Source organism: Corynebacterium suedekumii (genome assembly GCF_030252185.1).
GTDB classification, from domain to species: Bacteria; Actinomycetota; Actinomycetes; order Mycobacteriales; family Mycobacteriaceae; genus Corynebacterium; species Corynebacterium suedekumii.
In genome coordinates this window covers 1,334,640-1,355,429 of the sequence record NZ_CP126970.1, presented here as the reverse complement: position 1 = coordinate 1,355,429, position 20,790 = coordinate 1,334,640, and the positions used below count along the sequence as shown (strand labels likewise).

Annotated in this window: 24 protein-coding genes and 1 pseudogene; 17 read left to right on the top strand and 8 right to left on the bottom strand. The window is 67.5% G+C overall.

All coding sequences use genetic code 11. The features are described from left to right. Positions 1-156 precede the first annotated feature (156 nt). From QP029_RS06825 to QP029_RS06780, 10 genes are all read left to right on the top strand, one after another. A complete protein-coding gene (locus tag QP029_RS06825) occupies positions 157-822 on the top strand; it encodes a TIGR03089 family protein (RefSeq protein WP_284876050.1) in 666 nt (221 codons plus the stop codon). Between the two features lie 54 nt (positions 823-876). Then, positions 877-1,905: an ABC transporter ATP-binding protein gene (locus QP029_RS06820; protein WP_284876049.1), complete on the top strand. Its 1,029-nt coding sequence runs from the start codon at positions 877-879 to the stop codon at positions 1,903-1,905. Between the two features lie 148 nt (positions 1,906-2,053). Next, positions 2,054-3,382: an ABC transporter substrate-binding protein gene (locus tag QP029_RS06815; RefSeq protein ID WP_284876048.1), complete on the top strand. Its 1,329-nt coding sequence runs from the start codon at positions 2,054-2,056 to the stop codon at positions 3,380-3,382. Between the two features lie 81 nt (positions 3,383-3,463). Further along, positions 3,464-4,480: a carbohydrate ABC transporter permease gene (locus QP029_RS06810; protein WP_284876047.1), complete on the top strand. Its 1,017-nt coding sequence runs from the start codon at positions 3,464-3,466 to the stop codon at positions 4,478-4,480. Next, entirely contained in the window at positions 4,477-5,313 is an 837-nt protein-coding gene (locus QP029_RS06805) for a carbohydrate ABC transporter permease (RefSeq protein ID WP_284876046.1), read from the top strand. Before QP029_RS06810 ends, QP029_RS06805 begins: the two co-directional genes overlap by 4 nt. Next, positions 5,314-5,505, top strand: a complete 192-nt coding sequence (locus QP029_RS06800) for a hypothetical protein (protein ID WP_284876045.1) — start codon at positions 5,314-5,316, stop codon at positions 5,503-5,505. It abuts the gene before it with no gap. Positions 5,506-5,746: 241 nt separating this feature from the next. Then, positions 5,747-6,052 (top strand): dihydrofolate reductase family protein, encoded by a 306-nt coding sequence (locus QP029_RS14210; protein WP_349293720.1) that lies wholly within the window; start codon positions 5,747-5,749, stop codon positions 6,050-6,052. 126 nt (positions 6,053-6,178) lie between these two features. After that, a complete protein-coding gene (locus QP029_RS06790; protein WP_284876044.1) occupies positions 6,179-6,463 on the top strand; it encodes a hypothetical protein in 285 nt (94 codons plus the stop codon). A gap of 76 nt (positions 6,464-6,539) precedes the next feature. After that, positions 6,540-6,857 carry a DUF4352 domain-containing protein gene (locus tag QP029_RS06785; RefSeq protein WP_284876043.1) on the top strand — a complete coding sequence of 106 codons (318 nt, stop codon included), beginning with the start codon at positions 6,540-6,542 and terminating at the stop codon, positions 6,855-6,857. A gap of 384 nt (positions 6,858-7,241) precedes the next feature. Next, entirely contained in the window at positions 7,242-8,054 is an 813-nt protein-coding gene (locus QP029_RS06780; protein WP_284876042.1) for a DUF3800 domain-containing protein, read from the top strand. 240 nt (positions 8,055-8,294) lie between these two features. Here QP029_RS06780 and QP029_RS06775 read toward each other — a convergent pair whose 3' ends face one another. Continuing rightward, a complete protein-coding gene (locus QP029_RS06775; RefSeq protein ID WP_284876041.1) occupies positions 8,295-8,735 on the bottom strand; it encodes a YdcF family protein in 441 nt (146 codons plus the stop codon). Positions 8,736-8,774: 39 nt separating this feature from the next. Here QP029_RS06775 and QP029_RS14275 point away from each other — a divergent pair. From QP029_RS14275 to QP029_RS06760, 3 genes and pseudogenes are all read left to right on the top strand, one after another. Beyond that, positions 8,775-9,203: pseudogene (locus QP029_RS14275) on the top strand (amidohydrolase family protein); the annotation flags it as partial. A 77-nt stretch (positions 9,204-9,280) separates the two neighbouring features. Continuing rightward, entirely contained in the window at positions 9,281-9,907 is a 627-nt protein-coding gene (locus tag QP029_RS06765; RefSeq protein ID WP_284876039.1) for an amidohydrolase family protein, read from the top strand. Then, positions 9,819-10,424, top strand: coding sequence for an amidohydrolase family protein (locus QP029_RS06760; RefSeq protein WP_349293725.1), 606 nt, complete (start codon positions 9,819-9,821; stop codon positions 10,422-10,424). Before QP029_RS06765 ends, QP029_RS06760 begins: the two co-directional genes overlap by 89 nt. On the opposite strand, the gene QP029_RS06755 is transcribed toward QP029_RS06760, so the two are convergent. The 7 genes from QP029_RS06755 to arsB form a co-directional block, all read right to left on the bottom strand. Beyond that, on the bottom strand, positions 10,421-11,803 hold the full coding sequence (locus QP029_RS06755; RefSeq protein ID WP_284876038.1) for an NAD-dependent succinate-semialdehyde dehydrogenase: 1,383 nt from the start codon (positions 11,801-11,803) through the stop codon (positions 10,421-10,423). The two genes, QP029_RS06760 and QP029_RS06755, sit on opposite strands and share 4 nt — an antisense overlap. 55 nt (positions 11,804-11,858) lie before the next feature. Continuing rightward, entirely contained in the window at positions 11,859-12,359 is a 501-nt protein-coding gene (gene purE / locus QP029_RS06750) for a 5-(carboxyamino)imidazole ribonucleotide mutase (protein WP_284876037.1), read from the bottom strand. 25 nt (positions 12,360-12,384) lie between these two features. Further along, positions 12,385-13,548, bottom strand: a complete 1,164-nt coding sequence (locus tag QP029_RS06745; protein WP_284876176.1) for a 5-(carboxyamino)imidazole ribonucleotide synthase — start codon at positions 13,546-13,548, stop codon at positions 12,385-12,387. Between the two features lie 208 nt (positions 13,549-13,756). Beyond that, positions 13,757-14,230 carry a PH domain-containing protein gene (locus tag QP029_RS06740; RefSeq protein ID WP_284876036.1) on the bottom strand — a complete coding sequence of 158 codons (474 nt, stop codon included), beginning with the start codon at positions 14,228-14,230 and terminating at the stop codon, positions 13,757-13,759. A gap of 11 nt (positions 14,231-14,241) precedes the next feature. Beyond that, a complete protein-coding gene (locus QP029_RS06735; RefSeq protein WP_284876035.1) occupies positions 14,242-14,994 on the bottom strand; it encodes a biotin--[acetyl-CoA-carboxylase] ligase in 753 nt (250 codons plus the stop codon). Continuing rightward, positions 14,991-15,410: an arsenate-mycothiol transferase ArsC gene (locus QP029_RS06730; RefSeq protein ID WP_284876034.1), complete on the bottom strand. Its 420-nt coding sequence runs from the start codon at positions 15,408-15,410 to the stop codon at positions 14,991-14,993. The genes QP029_RS06735 and QP029_RS06730 overlap by 4 nt, the downstream gene beginning before the upstream one ends. Further along, on the bottom strand, positions 15,407-16,459 hold the full coding sequence (gene arsB, locus QP029_RS06725; RefSeq protein ID WP_284876033.1) for an ACR3 family arsenite efflux transporter: 1,053 nt from the start codon (positions 16,457-16,459) through the stop codon (positions 15,407-15,409). The genes QP029_RS06730 and arsB overlap by 4 nt, the downstream gene beginning before the upstream one ends. Positions 16,460-16,713: 254 nt before the next feature. On the opposite strand from arsB, the gene QP029_RS06720 reads away from it, so the two are divergent. From QP029_RS06720 to QP029_RS06705, 4 genes are all read left to right on the top strand, one after another. Further along, complete coding sequence (locus QP029_RS06720; RefSeq protein ID WP_284876032.1) at positions 16,714-18,345, top strand: acyl-CoA carboxylase subunit beta; 1,632 nt, start codon at positions 16,714-16,716, stop codon at positions 18,343-18,345. Between the two features lie 93 nt (positions 18,346-18,438). Continuing rightward, positions 18,439-19,968, top strand: coding sequence for an acyl-CoA carboxylase subunit beta (locus QP029_RS06715; protein ID WP_284876031.1), 1,530 nt, complete (start codon positions 18,439-18,441; stop codon positions 19,966-19,968). A 9-nt stretch (positions 19,969-19,977) separates the two neighbouring features. Next, positions 19,978-20,193, top strand: a complete 216-nt coding sequence (locus QP029_RS06710; protein WP_284876175.1) for an acyl-CoA carboxylase subunit epsilon — start codon at positions 19,978-19,980, stop codon at positions 20,191-20,193. A gap of 1 nt (position 20,194) precedes the next feature. Continuing rightward, entirely contained in the window at positions 20,195-20,785 is a 591-nt protein-coding gene (locus QP029_RS06705) for a Maf family protein (RefSeq protein ID WP_284876030.1), read from the top strand. Positions 20,786-20,790 lie beyond the last annotated feature (5 nt).

Sequence of the window (20,790 nt, the reverse complement as noted above, 5' to 3'; positions counted from 1 at the left end):
TCTCGTCGGGGACGTGGTTCGGTGCAGGGTTATGTGCGGAGCCTAATGTTTACAATCTACGCGAACACGGCCTATGAACGAGATCGCATGTCCCCCCTGGTGTGCCCCCTGCCGGTGCTCTGCTGGTAGCCGGGTTTCTGCCTACGATGGGCGGACATGGAGCTACTCGCACACCTGCTCACCGCCGATCCCGCCAGCCCGAGGTTGACGGTGTACAACGAAACCACCGGCGCCCGCCTCGACTTCTCCGCCCAGACGCTGGACAACTGGGCGTCCAAGGTCGGCAACATGCTGCTCGAGGAACTCGATCTGGAGGAGGGTTCGACCATCCTCATTGACCTGCCCGTCAGCTGGCAGGCAGCCACCATCGTCCTCGGAGCGCTCGCCGCGGGCGTGGACTGGCGGGTCGGTGGAGCCGCGGACGGAACAGATGTGGTGTTCACCTCACCCGCCCAGTTCACCGACTATCAGAGCCTTGAGGGGGTCGACGTCGTACTGGTCACCGACGACCCCTTCGGCCGCGGCGTCGTCGAATCCGGTGACGAACTCCCCGCCGGAGCCATCGACTTCGGCCCCACCGTCCGCTTCTACGGCGACCAGTTCTTCCACCCCGCCCCCGCCCCCGCCCTCCCCGACGTCGTCGCCGCCACCGGTGGCCCCGACCGCGTCCTGTCGACCGGCTGGCACGACGCCGCCTCCCTCCAGTCGGCCGTCCTCGAGCCCCTGGCCGCCGGTGGCTCCGCGGTCATCGTCGCCGGGATGTTCGACGCCGCCCGCCTCGACGAGATCGCCGCCGCAGAGAAGGTGACGGGGAGGTTGTAGGTCGGAGGCCTGATCCCCCACCAGCGTGACCAGCGATGGTGTTATCGTTCTCACATGGCAACGGTCACATTTGATTCCGTCTCGATCCGCTACCCGGGGGCTGAGCGCCCGACCGTCAAGGAGCTGGATCTGGAGATCGCGGACGGGGAGTTCCTCGTCCTGGTCGGCCCGTCGGGCTGCGGCAAGTCCACCACTCTCCGAGCGTTGGCCGGGCTGGAGGCGGTGGATTCGGGGACGATCAGCATTGACGGCAAGGACGTCACGGGTATCGAACCGGGTGACCGGGACATCGCGATGGTGTTCCAGAACTACGCACTGTACCCGCATCTGTCGGTGGCCAAGAACATGGGCTTCGCGCTGAAGCTGGCGAAGTTGCCGGCGGCGGAGATCGATGAGCGCGTCAACCGCGCCGCGGAGATGCTGGGTCTGACGGAGTTTCTCGACCGTAAGCCGAAGGACCTGTCGGGTGGTCAGCGTCAGCGCGTGGCCATGGGGCGGGCGATCGTGCGGGATCCGAAGGTCTTCCTCATGGATGAGCCGCTGTCGAACCTGGACGCGAAGCTGCGTGTGCAGACGCGTGCGGAGCTGGCGGCGCTGCAGCGTCGCCTGGGCACCACGACGGTCTACGTCACGCACGACCAGGTGGAGGCGATGACAATGGGCGACCGCGTCGCGGTGCTCAAGGACGGCATTCTCCAGCAGGTCGCTCCCCCACGCGAGCTCTACAGCGCCCCGGTCAACGAGTTCGTCGCCGGCTTCATCGGCTCCCCGGCCATGAACCTGTTCCCCGGCCCCGACGGCCGCGAGACCCTCGGCGTCCGCCCCGAGGCGATGCGGCTTATCGACGCCGCCGACACCCCGCCCGGCTGGGTCCGCAAGGAGGGCACCGTCGACCTCATCGAGGAGCTCGGCTCGGAGTCCTATGTCTACGCCACCTCCGAGGGCGTGCGCCTGGTGGCCCGCCTGGAGAGCACGGACATCCCCGCCCACGGCGACACGGTGCGCCTGGCATTCAACCCGGACCTGGCCCACCGTTTCCACCCGGAGACGGGCGAGCGGATCGGTGTCGCACCGCGGGTGTGAACCGGTTCGGTCTCCAACTGGTGAAGCTTTGCGAAGTTTCACCCCCGCAAGGGGTTAATATGCGGTGGCGAAGATCGATTTTCCCCCGCGGGTATAACGCAGGTCACTAGATTGAAGACACCTCACACTTCCGAAAGGTGTACCGAAGATGAAGATCTCCCTCACCCGCAAGTCCGGTCGCACGCTGGCCGCCACCGCGCTCATCAGCACCGTGGCCCTCGCCGGTTGTACCGCTGATTCCAACGGCGACGGCGACGGCGCAGACACCACCGACACCGCCACGGCGACCGCCACCGAGACCGAGACTGAAGCGGCCGGCGACGGCGAAGAGGGCCGCGGCCCCATCACCTTCGCCATGGGCAAGAACGACACCGACAAGATCATCCCGATCATCGAGGCCTGGAACGCCGAGCACCCGGACGAGGAGGTCACCCTCTCCGAGCTCGCCGGTGAGGCCGACGCCCAGCGCGAGACCCTCGTCCAGTCGCTGCAGGCCGGCAACTCCGACTACGACGTCATGGCCCTCGACGTCATCTGGACCGCGGACTTCGCCGCCAACCAGTGGCTGGCCCCGCTGACAGGTGAGCTCGAGGTCGACACCTCCGGCCTGCTGGAGTCCACCGTGGAGTCCGCCACCTACAACGACACCCTCTACGCGCTGCCGCAGAACACCAACGGCCAGCTGCTGTTCCGCAACACCGAGATCATCCCGGAGGCCCCAACCAACTGGGCCGAGCTCGAGGCTTCCTGTGCTGACGCAGAAGCCGCTGACGTGGACTGCCTGACCCTGCAGCTCAAGCAGTACGAGGGCCTGACCGTCAACACCGTGGGCTTCATGGAGGGCTGGGGCGGCAACGTCCTCGACGACGACGGCAACGTGACCGTCGACTCCGACGAGTCCAAGGCCGGCCTGCAGGCCCTGGTCGACGGCTACGAGAACGGCACCATCGCCCAGGCCTCCACCTCCGCCACGGAGGAGGAGACCAACCTCGCCTTCGTCGCCGGTGACACCGCGTACGCCGTCAACTGGCCGTACATGTTCACCAACGCCGAAGAGGAGAACTCCGAGGTCGCGGGCAAGTTCGAGGTCCAGCCGCTCGTCGGCCAGGACGGTGTCGGTGTCTCCACCCTCGGTGGCTACAACAACGGCATCAACGTGAACTCCGAGAACAAGGCCACCGCGCGTGACTTCATCGAGTTCATCATCAGCGAGGAGAACCAGACCTCCTTCGCCGAGTCCTCCTTCCCGCCGGTGCTCGCCTCCATCTACGACGACGAGTCCCTGGTCGAGCAGTTCCCGTACCTGCCGGCCCTGAAGGAGTCCCTGGAGAACGCCGCCCCGCGTCCGGTCTCCCCCTTCTACACCGAGATCTCCAAGGCCGTCCAGGACAACGCCTACGCTGCCCTGACCTCCGGCAAGTCCGTCGATGACGCGACCGCCGACATGAAGGCCGCGATCGAGAACGCCACCGGCTAGCACCAGTCGCCATGTGAAACCTGCCCCTCCACCGGGCAGGTTTTCGTGCTTTCCACTCCCAGAGCAAAAAGGAGTCTCGTGATGCTCACACGAGCCAGACAGACCCGCACCGCGGCCTGGCTGATCGCCCCGGCATTGGGTGTCCTCGCCGTCGTCATCGGCTACCCGATCATCCGGGCCATCTACCTGTCGTTCCAGGCCGACCGGCGACTCGACCCGGACACCGGCGTGTTCGTCGAAGGCGGGTTCGCGGGCCTGGACCACTACCTCTACTGGCTGACCAACCGGTGCATGTCACCCAGCGGCAACGTCACCGTCTGTCCCCCCGGTGTCCTGGCCACCGACTTCTGGCCGGCCGTGCGCATCACCCTGTTCTTCACCGTGGTCACCGTCCTCCTGGAGACCATCCTCGGCATGATCATGGCCCTGATCATGAACGGCGAGTACAAGGGCCGCGGTCTCGTCCGCGCCGCCGTGCTCATCCCGTGGGCCATCCCCACCGCCGTGACGGCGAAGCTGTGGCAGTTCATCTTCGCCGACCGCGGCATCATCAACGAGTTGTTCGGGCTCGACGTCAGCTGGACGACAGACCCCTGGGCGGCGCGGTCGGCGGTCATCATCGCGGACGTGTGGAAGACCGCCCCGTTCATGGCGCTGCTCATCCTCGCCGGCCTGCAGATGATCCCCAAGGACGTCTACGAGGCCGCGCGTGTCGACGGCGCCAACCGCTGGCAGCAGTTCATCCAGATCACCATGCCCCTGGTCAAACCCGCGCTCATGGTGGCGGTCCTGTTCCGTACCCTCGACGCCCTGCGCATGTACGACCTGCCGGTCATCATGATCTCCTCCTCCTCCAACTCCCCCACCGCCACCATCTCGCAGCTGGTCGTCGAGGACATGCGCCAGAACAACTTCAACTCGGCCTCCGCCCTGTCCACCCTCATCTTCCTGCTCATCTTCGCGGTCGCGTTCATCATGATCCGCTTCCTGGGCGCCGACATCTCCGGGCAGCGGGGCCTGAAGAAACGGAAGGTGCCGGGGATGGGGCGGCGTCGTAAAGCAGCAGCGGAAGAAGAAAAGCAGGAGGTCCCCGCATGAGCAAGGCAACGCGGTCCATGATCGGCCACTACCTGGGCGTCATCTTCATCATGTTCTGGGGCCTGGCCCCGTTCTACTGGATGGTCGTCGTCGCGCTGCGCGACCAGCGCTACACCTTCGACACCACCCCGTGGCCCACCCACATCACGCTGCAGAACTTCCGCGACGCGCTGGCCACCGACAAGGGCAACGACTTCCTCGGCGCCATCGGCAACTCGCTCATCATCAGCGTGACCACCACCGCCCTCGCCGTCGCGGTCGGCGTCTTCACCGCCTACGCGCTGGCCCGGCTGGAGTTCCCCGGCAAGGGCATCGTCACCGGCATCATCCTCGCCGCCTCCATGTTCCCCGGCATCGCCCTGGTCACCCCGCTGTTCCAGCTGTTCGGCGACCTCAACTGGATCGGCACCTACCAGGCGATGATCATCCCCAACATCTCCTTCGCCCTGCCGCTGACCATCTACACCCTGGTGTCCTTCTTCCGACAGCTGCCCTGGGAACTCGAGGAGGCCGCGCGTGTCGACGGCGCCTCCCGCGGCCAGGCCTTCCGTCTCGTCCTCCTCCCCCTGGCGGCCCCGGCGCTGTTCACCACAGCGATCCTCGCGTTCATCGCCACGTGGAACGAGTTCATGCTCGCCCGCCAGCTGTCCACCACCGCCACCGAACCCGTCACCGTCGCCATCGCCCGCTTCTCCGGACCCAGCGCGTTCGAGTACCCGTACGCCTCCATCATGGCCGCCGGCGCCCTGGTGACCATCCCGCTGATCATCATGGTGCTCATCTTCCAGCGCCGCATCGTCTCCGGCCTCACCGCGGGCGGTGTCAAGGCCTAGATGACACCCGACAACTCCCGACCGCAGCGGCGGAAACTGCAGCACGAGACCCTGCTCGGATTCGTCGGCTTCTTCGCCTTCCTCGCCGTCCTCCAGGCCGTGGTCAACGTGTTCTCCCCGGAACCCGCCGTGTGGCCTGCACTGCTCGCGGCATTCTTCCTCGGCCTCACCTGGTGGGTGTGGCGCCGCTAGGCTGGCCCCATGCCGGTCATCTACAACGCCGCAGCCACCCTCAACGGGTACCTCGCCGACGACCACGACTCCCTGCAATGGCTTTTCGACGTCCCCGGCTCCGACGCCGCAGCCACCGACATCCAGTCCTTCCTCACCGACATCGACGCCCTGGTCATGGGCTCCACCACCTACCAGTGGCTCCTCGACGCCCTCGACTCCCCACAGGACCTGACCACCCAGTACGGCGACCCCCATCTGGGTGTTCACCACCCGCGACCTGCCCGTCCCACCGGACACCCACGTCCGCCTGCTCAACGGGCCGGTGACCGAAAACCTTCCCCTCATCCGGGACACCGCCGAGACCATCTGGGTCATGGGCGGCGGCGACCTCGTCGGCCAGTTCTTCGACGCCGGCGCCCTCGACCGGATCATCCTCACCATGGCGCCGGTCTTCCTCCCCGCCGGCCGGCCGACCCTCCCCCGCCTGATCGACAGCTCCCGCCTGACGCTTGCCGGCCACCGGGAACTCAGCCAGTTCATGGAACTGACCTACGACGTGAAATGACAACGATGTAGTTTATGTCCATTATCGAACACATGAACCATATTTCCGGAGGTCATGTCGGGGCCGGCTCGTAGCTTCAGGGGTGTCACCAACTCGGGTGGCCAGCCAGGCAAGGAGCCTCCATTCATGAACACCACTCAGCATTCCGGCCAGAACCCCTACGGCGCAGGCCAGCCGTTCCAGGCGGGTCAGCCCGGTCAGCCCGGCCAGTACCAGGCCGTGCCGGTCGAGCAGCCGAAGAAAAAGAAGAAGTGGCCGTGGATCGTCGGTATCCTCGCGGTTCTCGTCGTCGGCGGCATGATCACCGGCGGCGACTCCGACGAGACCACCACCGCGGAGATCGACCACATCCGAGGCTGCCCCGGTCGACACTGTCGCTCCCGTCGCCGAACAGGAGGAGGCCCCGGTTGAGGAGGCTCCGGCAGAAGAGACCGATCCCGCCACCGATGTCCCCGTCGGAGAGACCGCCCGATCCGGCGACGTGGCCGTGACCGTCTCCAACCTCCGCTTCGCCAGCGACGTCCTCGGCCAGTACATCTGCTCGGACGTCGCCTACCTCAACGAAGGTGACTCGTCGAAGCATTTCTCGCAGTTCGACTTCAAGCTGCACAAGCCCAACGGTGTCATCGCCGACACCACCTTCACCGGCCTGGACATCAAGAACCTCGAATCCGCGGAGCTCGCCCCCGGCGGTGCGACCGACGGCACCGTCTGCTTCGACACCGACGGCACCCCGGGTGAGTACCAGGTCGAATACTCCGGCGGTTTCTTCTCCAGCCCGCTGACCTGGACGACGACGCTGTAGGCGAAGGGGCATTCGGGAAAGGGCATCAATCGAGAGGCGGACTCCCAGGACCCCTCGAATGCCCCTGCTCACATACCCCAATTCGACTTCACCAATCAATCGAGTAGCCCGGTCAGCTCTCTCGATTGATTGGTCAAGTCGAATTGGGGTTTTTGGGATGTCAGGGCTCAGGACTGGCACTACCGGACCTGAAATGGCGACCTGTTCAGCACGAAGCCACAAGGGCCACCGGCCTCGACAGACAGGGGCCAAGCCAATGCGGATTGGCCGCATGGCTGCATCACCCGTTACGCCGAAAAGGCCATCTATCCCGGCCCGCACAGTTTCGCACAGGCTTGTGAAACAATTGAATCGCATGGTGGAGCACACGATAGGATGGCGAACATGCGGACCATACAGGGCCATCTCTACGCCTACATCGATGAGACCGGTGACCGGGGAATGTCTCCCCAGTCCAGTCCCATTTTCGGCATGGCTGCGGTTCTCGTGAGCCAGACCCACGCGCCTCACCTCCGCCAGGCGGTTTCTCTGCTTCGAAAAGATTTTCACGTTCCAGATGATCGGCCGATGTCGTGGAAAGAGGCCGGGAAAACGCATGACCGCCGACGTCATGCCGCAGAGGTCCTGGGGGCGGTGGACAACGTACGCGTCCTCTACGTTTACGCAGACAAGAAGCAGTTGCAACACGCCGGTTTCGCCAACGATCTAACGCTCTTCTATAACTACGTTGCCGGAAAGATGTTCAAGTCCATCCTCTGGGCGGCGCAGAATTGGCAGGGTCACCCCACCCCGGTACACATCCGCTACGGTCATGTGCGCAGACACGACCACAGAACAACAGAAGCATACCTGCGTGGGAGCACGTTCGAAGACGACCCGAAGATCCCCACCTATTTGTTGGCAGGTTTGGAATGGGTTTCGGCAACACAGTACCTGGAGAGTCAGGCAGCTGACATGTACGGCGGATTCCTTCGGGCGGCAGTGTGGCCCAAACGGACTGAATGGGGAGACGAATACACTTATCCGGAATTTCTGCACGCAGTGTGGCATCAGATACGGCACTCCGAAGACTGTGCCATCCCACTGGGCATCTTCGTCATGCCTCACCACTCAGCTTTCACCGACAGCGGGGCGTTCCCCTGCACGTCCTGCCCGAAAAAACGGCCAGATAGGGACCTCCGGGGGCCGATCCACTAAAGGAGGGCGGTGGCAGCACCGCTGGCGATCCCCGGCAGGTTCCGTACCTGGCCGTTGCGCTGATCGTAACCGAGTTTCCATGCCTTGAACAGGTCAGATTCTCGCACTTCACCCCCAAAATTGGGGACCCTATGGGGCCGTAATGACCGGGCCGACCCCAATTCGACTTCACCAATCAATCGAGTAGCACGGACGGCCCTCTCGATTGATTGGTGAAGCCGAATTGGGGTTTCACGTCTGTCAGCGCCCCAGGCGTCGCAGCAGCCTCCGCCACGCGATCCGGAGCGCCGAGTGGGGCAGGGCGACGGATTCCCGCAGCAGCATGAGCGGTCGGTCACGCACCGGGGTCCGGGCGGTGGCCACCTCGATCGGGATGCCCAGGTGCCAGGCCCACAGACGGGTGCGCCAGAGGTGAAATTCGCTGGTCACCACGGTCCACACCACGGTGTCCGGGAGCAGGGCCTGAGCGTTCTCCAGGTTCTCGTTCGTGCTGGTGGCGTCGGGTTCCTCGAGCACCAGATCAGCAGGGACACCCTGGGCCACCAGCCACCTGGCCATGAGCCCTGCTTCGCCGCGGCCGGAGACGACGGTGAGGGAGGGGGCGTCGATAAGCGGGAGCGCCCGGACCAGGCGGGATTCGAGGATGGGGCCGGGGCGGGACCCGAGGATGAGGATGGGCATGGTGCTCCCAGTCTAGGGATCGGTGGCACAGTGGAAGGCATGAACTTCGATGCACTCTTTGTCAACGGTCGATTCCACACGCAGGACCCGGCTCGACCGGAGGCCACGGCCATCGGCGTGCACCAGGGGCGGATCATCAGCCTCGATGATGAGCTGCCCCGGGAGATGTTCGCCGAGGTCCACGATCTAGGCGGTGCCACCGTCGTGCCCGGTTTCCATGACGCGCACCTACACCTGAGTCTGCTCGGGCAGGCGGCGCTGCAGGTGGATCTGCGGCCCGCCGTGGTGGAGACGATGGAGGATCTGCTCGCGGCGGTCGACGAGTACGCGCAGGACGCCGACGAGGGCACGTGGGTCATCGGGCAGGGCTACGACCAGAACTACCTCGGCGCGCACCCGACGGCGGAGGAGCTGGACAAGGTCAGCCACGGGCATCCCGTCTACCTGGTGCACAACTCCCGACAGATGGGTGTGGCCAACACGAAGGCATTCGAGATCGCGGGCTACCGGAGCGCCGGGACGTCCCCTCCCCCGAGGGCGGCGACGTGCCCACCGACGGTGACGGCCGGGCGCAGGGCCTGCTGCAGGAGACGGCGAAGTCGATCGTCACCGACCATATTCCGGTGCCCACCGCCGATGATGTGGCGGACATCATCGCCACCGGCTCGCAGCAGGTCCTCGACCTGGGAATCACCTCGATCACCGAACCGGGCATCGGCGCACCCGACCACATCGGCATCTCGCGTTTCGATCTCGCCGGCTACCAGATCGCCCGCGACTCCGGCCGTCTCGGCGTCCGCGCCACCGTCATGCCGTACCTGACCACCCTCCACGAACTCGGCGAGACGGAGGTCGACGGCCACCGGCTGTTCACCCTCGACCTCGGCCTGCGCACCGGCATGGGCGACGACCAGCTGCGCATCGGCCCGACGAAGGTCCTCTCCGACGGCTCCCTCATCGGCCGCTCCGCGTTCATGTGCTGCGACTACGCCGCCGACCTCGCTGAGGGCACCGAAAACCGCGCTACCTGCAGTTCCCCGACACCATGCTGCGCGAGCGCCTCATCGGCGCCCACCTCGCCGGCTGGCAGCTCGCCGTCCACGCGATTGGCGACGCCGCGGTGGACACCATCCTGGACATCATCGCGGAGGCACAGAGCATTCCCCCCGTGACGACGCCCGCCACCGCCTCGAGCACGTCTCCGTCGTCAGCGACGAGCAGATCGCCCGCATCCGGGAACTCGGCCTCACGGTCGTACCGCAGGGCCGGTTCATCCCCGAACTCGGTGACGGCGTCATTGAGGCCGTCGGTGAGAAGCGACTGCCCCTGGTGTACCGGGCGAAGGGCTTCCTCGACCAGGGGGTCGAGATGGCCGGCAGCACTGATGCCCCCGTTGTCGCCGCCGACCCGATCCTCAACATCGCCGCCCTGGTCAACCGGACGACGGCCAAGGGGCGCGACTTCGTGCCCGAGGAACGCATCACCGTCGAGCAGGCCGTCCGTGCCTACACCGTCGGAAGCGCGAAAGCCGTGCACCAGGAGAACGACAAGGGTTCCCTGGCACACGGCAAGCTCGCCGACTTCACGGTGCTGTCCGAGGACATCTTCACCGTGGCGCCCGAGGCGATCGAGGAGGTCTCGGTCACCGCGACGGTCGTCGGCGGCCGGGTGATGGCCGGCGGGTTCTAGCGGGGGTCGCTGACGCGGAAGAGGTGGTCGTTGACGAACTCGCCGACGCCCCACTCCGCCAGCTCCCGGCCGTAGCCCGAGCGGCCGATGCCGCCGAAGGGCAGGCCGGGCAGGGTGGTGCCCGGCTCGTTGATGTAGGTCATGCCGGCCTCCATCCGCGAGGCGACCTCCTGTGCCTGGTCCAGGTCATGGCCGAAGACGTAGCTGCCCAGGCCGTAGTCGGTGTCGTTGGCGATCCGCACCGCGTCCTCCACGTCCTTGGCCCGGTAGAGGATGGCGACGGGCCCGAAGACCTCGTTGCAACCCACGTCTGAGGTGGGGTCGACGTCGGTGAGCAGGGTCGGCTCGTAGAAGGCGCCGTCTCGGTCGACCTTCTTGCCACCCACGGCGATGGTGATCTCGCCGGCATCAGAAGCCTTGGCCAGGCGCTCGGCGACCTCGTCCCGCGCGTCGATGGAGGACAGCGGCCCCACGTCGGCGTTGGCGTCGTCGTAACCACCGACGGTCAGGGCACCGATCTTCTCGACGAGGATCTCCCTCGCCCGGTCGTAGAACTCGTCGAGGACGATGAGCCGCTTCGGGGCGTTGCAGGCCTGGCCGGTGTTGGCCATCCGGGCGCCGACGTAGAGGGAGAGCACGCCGTCGAGATTCTCGTCGTCGAGGACGACGAACGGGTCATTGCCGCCGAGCTCCAGCAGGGACTTCTTGTAGTGCTCGCCGGCGGTCTTGGCCACCGCGGCACCGGCCTGCTCGGAACCGGTCAGGGAGACACCCGCGACCCGCGGGTCCGCGACGAACGCGTCCATCTGCGAACCGGAGGCGTAGACGTTGATGAACACGTCCTCCGGCAGCCCGGCCTCCACGAGGATGTCCTCGCAGGCCTGGGACGACAGCGGGCAGATCGACGCGTGCTTGAGCACCAGCGCGTTGCCCAGCAGCAGGTTCGGCGCCGCCCAGCGGGCCACCTGGTAGTAGGGGAAGTTCCACGGCATGATGCCCAGGATCGTGCCTAGGGGATCCTTGCGGACGAAGCTGCGGGTCGCGCCCTGGGGCTCGAGCTCCTTGTCGGCGAGCAGCTCGTGGGCGTGGTCGGCGTACCACTCGTAGATGGCGGCGACGACGTCCACCTCGCCCTCGCCCTGCGGGAGCAGCTTGCCCATCTCGCGCCCGATGTGGTCGGCGAGATCGGACTTCTTCTCCCGGTACAGTTCGGCGGTGCGGCGGAGAATGGCCGCCCGCTCATCGATGGAGGTCTTTCTCCACTCCTGGAACGCCGCGGTGGAGCGGTCGAGGAGGGCGTCGCGCTCGGAGTCGTCGAAACGGTCGAAGGTGTCCTCCGACGTGCCGGTGTTGGGGTTCTCAATGGCGAATGTAGACATGCCCCCTGCATACCCTCGCCGGGACGCATCGGCAACGATTTATGCTTTTCGCGGGCTACTCCCCCAGCAGCGTGCGGCGCAGGTTCTCGTCCTTGCGCTCCACCTCGGCGGCCATGCGCTCCTGGTAGTCGGCCATCTTCTGCACGAGGGTGTCGTCGCCCGCGGATAGGATGCGCACCGCCAGCAGGCCGGCGTTCTTGGCGCCGCCGATGGAGACCGTGGCCACCGGGACGCCGCCCGGCATCTGGACGATCGACAGGAGGGAATCCAGGCCGTCGAGGTCCTTCAGGGCGCGTGGCACGCCGATGACCGGCAGCGGGGTGGCCGCGGCGACCATGCCGGGCAGGTGGGCGGCGCCGCCGGCGCAGGCGATGATGGTCTTCAGTCCGCGCTCGTGGGCGGACGTGGCGTAGGCGAGCATCTTCTCGGGGGTGCGGTGCGCGGAGACGACGCCGACCTCGAAGGGCACGCCGAACTCGGCGAGCACCTCGGCGGCGGGTTCGACGGTGGGCCAGTCCGAGTCGGAGCCCATGATCAGGCCGACGAGAGGGTTCATTACTGCTCCTTGGTGGTGGATGAGGTCAGGCCCAGCGGCCGTGGACGAGGTAGTGGGCGGCGGCGCGGGCGTCGATACGCGTCTGTTCGACGTCGTCGCCGGAGAGGTTGACGTGCCCGATCTTGCGCCCCGGGCGGTGGGTCTTGCCGTAGAGGTGGATCTTGGCCTGGGGGAATCGTTGCCACACCTGCGCCATGCGTCGGCCCATCGGCTCGGCCGGGTCGGTGTCGCCGCCGAGGACGTTGGCCATGACGGTCACCGGCGCGGTCGTGTCCACAGACCCGAGCGGGTAGTCCAGCACGGCGCGCAGGTGCTGCTCGAACTGGCTGGTCACGCAGCCGTCCTGGGTCCAGTGGCCGGTGTTGTGCGGGCGCATCGCCAGCTCGTTGACGGCGATGTCGGCCTGGCCGTTGGCGTCCTCGAACTCGAAGAGCTCCACGGCCAGCACGCCGGTGACGCCCAGTTCCTCGGCGATGGTGACGGCCAGCTGCCGGGCGCGTTGTGCCAGCTGCTCCGACAGTCCGGGCGCCGGCGCGACGGCCTCGGTGCAGATGCCGTCGGTCTGCACCGACTCCACCACCGGCCACGGGGCGACCTCACCGGACGGCGTGCGCGCCACCATCGCGGACAGCTCGCGGACCAGCGTGACCTTCTTCTCCGCCATGAGCGGGGTCCCCGCCTCCAGCAGCTTTGCGACGAGCGCGCCCACCTCACCGCGGTCCTTCGGGAACCACACCCCGTGCCCGTCGTAGCCGCCACGCCGGGCCTTGAGGCAGACGGCGCCGTCGACGGCGTCGAAAAACGCCTCCGCGTCCTCGACCGATTCGATAGCCGCGAACGGCGGGACCGGCGCCCCGATCTCCCGCAGCCGCTTGCGCATGACCAGTTTGTCCTGCGCGTTGACCAGTGCGTCTGGGCCGGGCTGGACGTTGACTCCCTCACTGATGAGCGTGCGCAGGTGTTCGGTGGGCACGTGCTCGTGGTCGAAGGTGACGGCGTCCGCACCGTCGACGGCCCGGCGCAGGTCCTCGAGGTCGGTGTAGTCACCGATGATGACGTCGGCGGCGACCTGGGCAGCCGAGGAGTCGGTCGCCCCGGCGAGCAGGCGTATCGACTGACCGACTTCAATCGCCTCGGTCTGCATCATCCTGGCCAGCTGGCCGGCACCGATGACGGCGACGACGGGCATGCCGGGGACATGGGCGTGGGGATTACCTGCGGGTTCAGTCACGTGCCCAACTATATCGTTGTGGAGCCCCGCCCGATTGCACACGCCTGGTGCCACATCGGCGCGGTCTCGGGGTCACGTCGTGTGCATTTCGGAAATGCAGGCGCTTCAAGAAGCTTCCGGACCGGATTCCGCCGCAGGCGTGCTGCATGTCCGGACACGCCGTGAATCACCAGTACCGGACCGGAGTCGGCGGCAGGGAGGACTCGATCATGGCGGTGACCTTCTTGGCCCGGGGCACGTCCGGGAAGTAGAGGGGCCGCTCGTGGCCGAGGATCGCCAGGGAGATGGCGTTGCGTCGGCGTTGGATGGCGCGGATGTCGCGGAGCGGGATGGAGTCGACGCGGGAGGTGAAGGTTCCGGCGCGGACGATGATGCGGCGGTCGGTGAGCATGAAGCGTCGGCGGCGGGCCCGCAGCAGCGGGAGGACGAAACGCCAGAGGACGAGCAGTGCCCAGAGGAGGACAACGCCATTGCGCAGCTGGATGTCGATGACCTGGCCGGGCTGGTCGAGCCAGCCGATGCCCATCCAGCACAGGCCGGTGATGAGGATCAGTTCGAGGACGGGGAAGGTGAGGGTGTGCAGCGGCGCGGTGAGGTCGGCGCGCACCACTTCTCCTCTACCCGGCCGGAACAGTCCCATGCCCCGGAATCCTAGTAGGTGGTGTCGGTGCGGCGGAGATGGGTGACGTCGCCGGCGGCGATGAGGTGGCGGCGGCCGTCGGTGTCGACTAGGTCGAGGCGGCCGTCGGTGGCCACGCCCTCGACGGTGCCGTGGAGGTCTCCGGTTGCGGCCTCGACACGCACGGACTTGCCGATGGTGATGCATGCGCGCCGGTAGTCCGCCATGAGGCTGCGGTCGCCGGTGGCCCACTGGGTCAGGCGGCGGTGCAGGGCCTCGAGGACGCGGACGGTGAGGTCGTCGACGGTGACGTCGACACCCTCGAGGGCCAGGGAGGTGGCGTGCTCGACGGGCAGCTGCTCGCGGGTGAGCGAGACGTTGAGGCCGAGGCCGACGACAATGCGGGGGTCCTCGGGCAGGCCGGCGGCCTCGGCGAGGATGCCGCACAGTTTCTTGCCGCGGAAGAGGACGTCGTTGGGCCATTTGAGTTCGGTGCCGTCGCCGGCGACGGAGCGGACGGCGTCGAGGACGGCGAGGCCGGTGGCCAGGGGGATGGTGCCCACGTGGTCGAGGTCGGCGACGGTGGGGCGCAGCAGGACGGAGAGGATGACCTGGGTGCCGGCGGGTGAGGCCCAGGGTCGGCCGAGGCGGCCGCGGCCGGCGGTCTGCTGCGCGGCGATGAGTGCGGTCCAGGCGGGGGCGGCGGCGTCGGCAAGCAGGTCCGCATTGGTGGAGCCGGTGGAGGCGACGCGGTCGATGCGGGCGTACTGCGGGAGGGAGATCACGCGGGTGAGTCTAGCTCCTGGATGAGGTGGCGGACGCGGGTGTCGATGTCGTCGCGGACCAGGCGCATGCGCTCCATGCCCTCGATGCCGCGTTCGGAGGGCTCGTCGGTCACCCAGCGTTCGAGGGTGCCGGTGGCGTCGGCGGGCAGGTCGAGCTGGGCGTCGGCGCCGAGGATGATCACGCGGTCGACGGTGCGCAGCAGCTCGGGGTCGACGGCCTTGGGGCGGCCGGCGGACATGTCGGCGCCGACCTCGGCGATCGCCTCGACCGACGTGGAGTTCAGCGATGTGCCGGGCTTCGTGCCGGCGGAGTGGACGACCAGGCGGTCGCCGGCGTGTGTCGTGGCCAGGGCGGCGGCCATCTGGGACTTGCCGCCGTTGCCGACGCACACGAAGAGAACGGAAGGAACGGTCATGAGGGCTCCTGACGGGGCAGAGTGGGGTCGTTCGGGAAGAGGCGGGGGCCCAACCACAGCATGGCGTAGACGAGGGCGACGAGCACGGGGATCTCGATGAGCGGACCGATGGTGCCGGCGAGTGCCTGGGCGGAGGTGGCGCCGAAGGTGCCGATGGCCACCGCGATGGCCAGCTCGAAGTTGTTGCCGGCGGCAGTGAAGGACACCGACGCGGACTGGGCGTAGCCCATGCCCGAGAGCCGGGAGATCGCCAGCGCGAGGAAGAACATGCCCACGAAGTAGATCAGCAGGGGCACGGCCAGGCGGGCGACGGTCCACGGCTGGGTGGTGATCTGCTCGCCCTGGAGGGAGAACAGCAGCACGATCGTGTACAGCAGGCCGACGAGCGCGAGCGGGGAGACGGCGGGCAGGTAGACGTTCTCGTACCAGGCCCGGCCGCGGGTGCGTTCGCCGATGATGCGGGAGGCCACGCCGGCGAGCAGCGGGATGCCCAGGAATACCAGCACCGAGGTGACGATGGACCAGAAGGAGAACTCGGCGGAGGTGGTCGCCAGGCCCAGCCAGGACGGCAGGACCTGGAGGTAGAACCAGCCGAGCACACCGAACATGAGGACCTGGAACACGGAGTTGACGGCCACGAGGACGGCGGTTGCTTCGCGGTCGCCGCAGGACAGGTCCGACCAGACGAGCACCATGGCGATACAGCGGGCCAGGCCGACGATGATGAGGCCGGTGCGCAGTTCGGGCTGGTCGGGCAGGAAGATCCAGGCGAGGGTGAACATGAGCGCCGGACCGAGGATCCAGTTGAGGAACAGGGAGACACCCATGAGGCGGCGGTCGGCGGCGATCTCACCGGCTTTGTCGTAGCGCACCTTGGCCAGCGGCGGGTACATCATCACGAGCAGGCCGAGGGCGATGGGCAGGGAGATGCCGCCGACCTCGAGGGCACCGAGTGCGTCGTCGATGCCGGGGACGGTGCGGCCGATGAGCAGGCCGGTGGCCATCGCCAGGATGATCCACAGGGGCAGACCGCGGTCGAGGAAGCTCATGGCGCTGAAGCTACGCCCGATATCGATGCTCGTCAATATGAGCCGGCACGCTTCGCGACGCCCCGCCGCCCGCCGCACTGCGGTGCGGTGCGCTACGGCATGCCCCGGGACGTCGATACGCCACATCTGCCACAGCAGACACGCCGATCCTTTGCGCACAAAACGGCCACCACCTGCATGGACAGGCCATGTGACGTTCATCACGTAGGTTTCGTTGTGGAAACTACGGAGCCGAGGGTCTACTATTCCCAAACATGACCATTTCCTCACCTTTGACGGACCTGTCCGATCTCTCCGACGTCACCACCACCGCCGGCAAGATCGCCGATCTGAAGCGTCGTCGCGCCGAGGCCACCTACCCCATGGGCGAGAAGGCCGTGGAGCGGGTGCACTCGCAGAACCGGCTGACGGCCCGCGAGCGTCTGGACTACCTCCTCGACGAGGGCTCCTTCGTCGAGACCGACATGCTGGCCAAGCACCGCACCACCGACTTCGGCATGGGCAAGAAGCACCCCACCACCGACGGCATCGTCACCGGCTGGGGCACCATCGACGGCCGCGAGGTCTGCATCTTCTCCCAGGACGGCACCGTCTTCGGCGGTGCACTCGGTGAGGTGTACGGCGAGAAGATGATCAAGATCATGGATCTCGCCGTCACCACCGGCCGCCCGCTCATCGGCCTGTACGAGGGCGCCGGTGCCCGCATCCAGGACGGCGCGGTCTCCCTCGACCAGATCGCCCGCACCTTCTACCAGAACATCCACGCCTCCGGCGTCGTCCCGCAGATCTCCGTGATCATGGGCGCCTCCGCCGGCGGCAACGCCTACTCCCCCGCCCTCACCGACTTCGTGGTCATGGTGGACAAGACCTCCAAGATGTTCGTCACCGGCCCCGACGTGATCAAGACCGTCACCGGCGAGGAGATCACCCAGGAGGAGCTCGGCGGCGCACAGACCCACATGGCCACCGCCGGCAACTCCCACTTCACCGCCCAGTCCGACGAGGAGGCCCTCGACTGGGTCTCCGACCTGGTCAGCTTCCTGCCGTCGAACAACCGCACCGTCGCCCCCTACGAGCCCTTCACCGCCGACGAGGGTGCCGTGGGCGACAACATCACCGCCGACGACCTCAAGCTCGACGGCATGATCCCGGACTCCCCCACCCAGCCGTATGACGTCCGCGAGGTCATCGAGTGCCTCACCGACGACGGCGAGTACCTGGAGATCCAGGCCGAGCGCGCCGAGAACGTCGTCATCGCCTTCGGCCGCGTCGAGGGCCAGTCCGTCGGCTTCGTGGCCAACCAGCCGTCCGTCTACGCCGGTTGCCTGGACATCGACTCCTCCGAGAAGGCCGCCCGCTTCATCCGCACCTGCGACGCCTTCAACATCCCCATCGTCATGCTCGTCGACGTCCCCGGCTTCCTCCCGGGTGCCGGCCAGGAGTACGGCGGCATCCTCCGTCGCGGCGCGAAGCTGCTCTACGCCTACGGCGAGGCCACCGTCCCGAAGATCACCGTCACCATGCGCAAGGCCTACGGCGGCGCGTACTGCGTCATGGGTTCCAAGGGCCTGGGCGCGGACGTCAACCTCGCGTGGCCGACCGCCCAGATCGCCGTCATGGGTGCCGCCGGCGCCGTCGGATTCATCTACCGCAAGGAGCTCAAGGCCGCCGCGGAAAAGGGCCTCGACGTCGCCGAGCTGGCCAAGTCCTTCGAGCGCGAGTACGAGGACCACATGCTCAACCCGTACAAGGCAGCCGAGCGCGGCCTCATCGACGCGGTCATCCTCCCGAGCGAGACCCGCGGCATGATCGCCCGCAATCTGCGCCTGTACAAGGACAAGAACGTCTCCCGCCCGGCCCGCAAGCACGGCAACATCCCGCTGTAGGCCGACCGGCAGGACTCCCCACACCCGGGCTTCCCGGGAGTCGCTGGGGAGTCCTTTTCGTCTGCCCCCGCCGACGACCTAGACTAGAGGACCATGACGACCACCTCCCCTGATCTCACCACCACCGCCGGAAGGCTCGCCGACCTGCGCGCCCGCCTGGCGGAGGCGGAGGCCCCGGTGGGCACCGACGCCGTCGAGGCCACCCACGCCTCCGGTAACCAGACCGCCCGTGAACGCGTCCTGCACCTGCTGGACAAGGACTCCTTCGTGGAGACCGACGCCCTGGCGCGTCACCGTTCCTCCGAGTTCGGCCGGGAGACCGACCGGCCGCTCACCGACGGCGTGGTCACCGGTTACGGCACCGTCGACGGCCGGAAGGTGTGCGTGTTCTCCCAGGACTCCACCGTCTTCGACGGTGAGCTCGGCGAGGTCTACGGCGAGAAGATCATCAAGATCTACGACCTGGCCATCAAGACCGGCGTGCCCGTCATCAGCATCCACGAGGGTGCCGGCCCGCGGGTGGCGGAGGGCATCGTCACCCTGGCCATGTACTCGCGCATCCTCTCCCGGGCGACCACCGCCTCCGGCCTGATCCCGCAGATCGCCGTGGTCACCGGTCACACCGAGGGGGTGCACGCCCTGGCCCCGGTGTTCGCGGACATCCTCGTCATGGTCGACGGGCAGGCGAGCCTGCACCTGGCCGCGACGGACGTGGTGGAGAAGGTCACCGGCACCGCCGCCACCCCGGCCGACCTCGGTGGCGCCGACATCCACGCCACCACCTCCGGCACCGCACACGCGACCGCCGCCTCCGACACCGCGGCACTCGACCTGGTCAAGGAGCTCGTGGGCTACCTGCCGGCGAACAACCGCGCCGAGGCCCCGCGCACCGACCGCACCGAGCCGAACAGTGCCGCCGACGCCGAGCTCGACACGCTGATCCCCGACTCCGGCGCCCAGCCCTACGACGTGCGCGAGATCATCCGCCGGGTCGTGGACAACGGCGAGTTCTGCGAGCTGCAGCCGACCTACGCGGGCAACATCGTCACCGGTTTCGCCCGGGTGGAGGGCCGTTCGGTCGGCGTCGTGGCCAACCAGCCGACCGAGGTCGCCGGCTGCCTGGACTCCGCGGCCGCCGAGAAGGCCGCCCGGTTCATCCGCACCTGCGACGGCTTCAACATCCCGGTCGTCGAGTTCGTCGACTCCCCCGGCTTCCTGCCCGGCAAGGACCAGGAGCACGGCGGGGTGCTGCGTCGCGGGGCGAAGCTGGCCTACGCCTACGCGGAGGCCTCGGTGGGCAAGATCACCGTCATCACCCGGAAGGCGATCGGCGCCGCCTACGTCCTCATGGGGTCGAAGGACCTCGGCGCGGACCTCGTGTTCGCGTGGCCCACCGCCCAGATCGCGGTGGCGGACGCCCCGGCGGGTGCGGACAAGCTCCCCATCGACGAGGACGCCTACGCCGAGAAGTACCTCAACCCCTACCTCGCCGCGGAGCGCAGTCTGGTCGACGCGGTCATCGAGCCGTCGACCACCCGCCAGCGGATCACCGAGGGCCTGCGCCTGCTGGACCGGAAGGTCATCATGACCCCGGCGAAGAAGCACGGAAACATCCCCCTCTAAGGAGAACGCATCGTGACCACCACCGAACGTCCCCTGTTCCGCGTGCTCAAGGGCAACCCGGACGCCACCGAGCTGGCCGCGCTGACCGCCGTGCTCACCACCCTGGCCAAGCAGCGCCCCGCCGAGGAGTCCACCGAGCGCAACCTGTGGGGTCGCCCGGAGGAGCGCCTGCAGCGCACCACGCTGTACAACCCGAGCGCGTTCCGCAACGTCTCCTTCTACTGACATGCGGCTCGTCCTCGCGTCCGCGTCCCCGTCGCGGCGGATGATCCTCACCTCCGCCGGGGTGGATCCGGTCATCGATCCCGCGGACGTTGACGAGGACGCCATCCAGGCCTCGCTTGTCGACGCCCCTCCCGCCCACGTCGTCGCCGCCCTCGCCGAGGCGAAGGCCGACGCCGTCGCGCCCCGTCACCCCGGTGACGTGGTCATCGGCGGGGACTCCATGCTCCTGCTCGACGGCGTCCTGCAGGGCAAACCCCACACGCCCGAGCGCACCGTGGAGCGCTGGCGGGCCCAGGCCGGAAAAACCGCCGAACTGCTCACCGGCCACTGCATCATCCACGGCGACCGCCGCGTCGTCGAGACCGCCCGGACCACCGTCACCTTCGCCGCCGCCTCCGAGGCGGACATCGCCGCCTACGCAGCCTCCGGTGAGCCGCTGGCCTGTGCCGGGGCATTCACCCTGGAGGCCCTCGGCGGCTGGTTCATCGACCGGATCGAGGGGGATCCGTCGTCGGTCATCGGCCTGTCACTGCCGCTCGTGCGGCGGGCGCTCTACGACTTCGGGCTCGACGTCAGCACCTTCTGGCGCTGAACGAA

What these genes read in the sequence shown, in the direction of transcription:
- QP029_RS06825 (WP_284876050.1), top strand. Translation starts at nt 157, where the DNA reads ATGGAGCTACTCGCACACCTGCTCACCGCCGATCCCGCCAGCCCGAGG.
- QP029_RS06820 (WP_284876049.1), top strand. Translation starts at nt 877, where the DNA reads ATGGCAACGGTCACATTTGATTCCGTCTCGATCCGCTACCCGGGGGCT.
- QP029_RS06815 (WP_284876048.1), top strand. Translation starts at nt 2,054, where the DNA reads ATGAAGATCTCCCTCACCCGCAAGTCCGGTCGCACGCTGGCCGCCACC.
- QP029_RS06810 (WP_284876047.1), top strand. Translation starts at nt 3,464, where the DNA reads ATGCTCACACGAGCCAGACAGACCCGCACCGCGGCCTGGCTGATCGCC.
- QP029_RS06805 (WP_284876046.1), top strand. Translation starts at nt 4,477, where the DNA reads ATGAGCAAGGCAACGCGGTCCATGATCGGCCACTACCTGGGCGTCATC.
- QP029_RS06800 (WP_284876045.1), top strand. Translation starts at nt 5,314, where the DNA reads ATGACACCCGACAACTCCCGACCGCAGCGGCGGAAACTGCAGCACGAG.
- QP029_RS06790 (WP_284876044.1), top strand. Translation starts at nt 6,179, where the DNA reads ATGAACACCACTCAGCATTCCGGCCAGAACCCCTACGGCGCAGGCCAG.
- QP029_RS06780 (WP_284876042.1), top strand. Translation starts at nt 7,242, where the DNA reads ATGCGGACCATACAGGGCCATCTCTACGCCTACATCGATGAGACCGGT.
- QP029_RS06775 (WP_284876041.1), bottom strand. Translation starts at nt 8,735, where the DNA reads ATGCCCATCCTCATCCTCGGGTCCCGCCCCGGCCCCATCCTCGAATCC.
- QP029_RS06755 (WP_284876038.1), bottom strand. Translation starts at nt 11,803, where the DNA reads ATGTCTACATTCGCCATTGAGAACCCCAACACCGGCACGTCGGAGGAC.
- purE (WP_284876037.1), bottom strand. Translation starts at nt 12,359, where the DNA reads ATGAACCCTCTCGTCGGCCTGATCATGGGCTCCGACTCGGACTGGCCC.
- QP029_RS06745 (WP_284876176.1), bottom strand. Translation starts at nt 13,548, where the DNA reads ATGCCCGTCGTCGCCGTCATCGGTGCCGGCCAGCTGGCCAGGATGATG.
- QP029_RS06740 (WP_284876036.1), bottom strand. Translation starts at nt 14,230, where the DNA reads ATGGGACTGTTCCGGCCGGGTAGAGGAGAAGTGGTGCGCGCCGACCTC.
- QP029_RS06730 (WP_284876034.1), bottom strand. Translation starts at nt 15,410, where the DNA reads ATGACCGTTCCTTCCGTTCTCTTCGTGTGCGTCGGCAACGGCGGCAAG.
- arsB (WP_284876033.1), bottom strand. Translation starts at nt 16,459, where the DNA reads ATGAGCTTCCTCGACCGCGGTCTGCCCCTGTGGATCATCCTGGCGATG.
- QP029_RS06720 (WP_284876032.1), top strand. Translation starts at nt 16,714, where the DNA reads ATGACCATTTCCTCACCTTTGACGGACCTGTCCGATCTCTCCGACGTC.
- QP029_RS06715 (WP_284876031.1), top strand. Translation starts at nt 18,439, where the DNA reads ATGACGACCACCTCCCCTGATCTCACCACCACCGCCGGAAGGCTCGCC.
- QP029_RS06705 (WP_284876030.1), top strand. Translation starts at nt 20,195, where the DNA reads ATGCGGCTCGTCCTCGCGTCCGCGTCCCCGTCGCGGCGGATGATCCTC.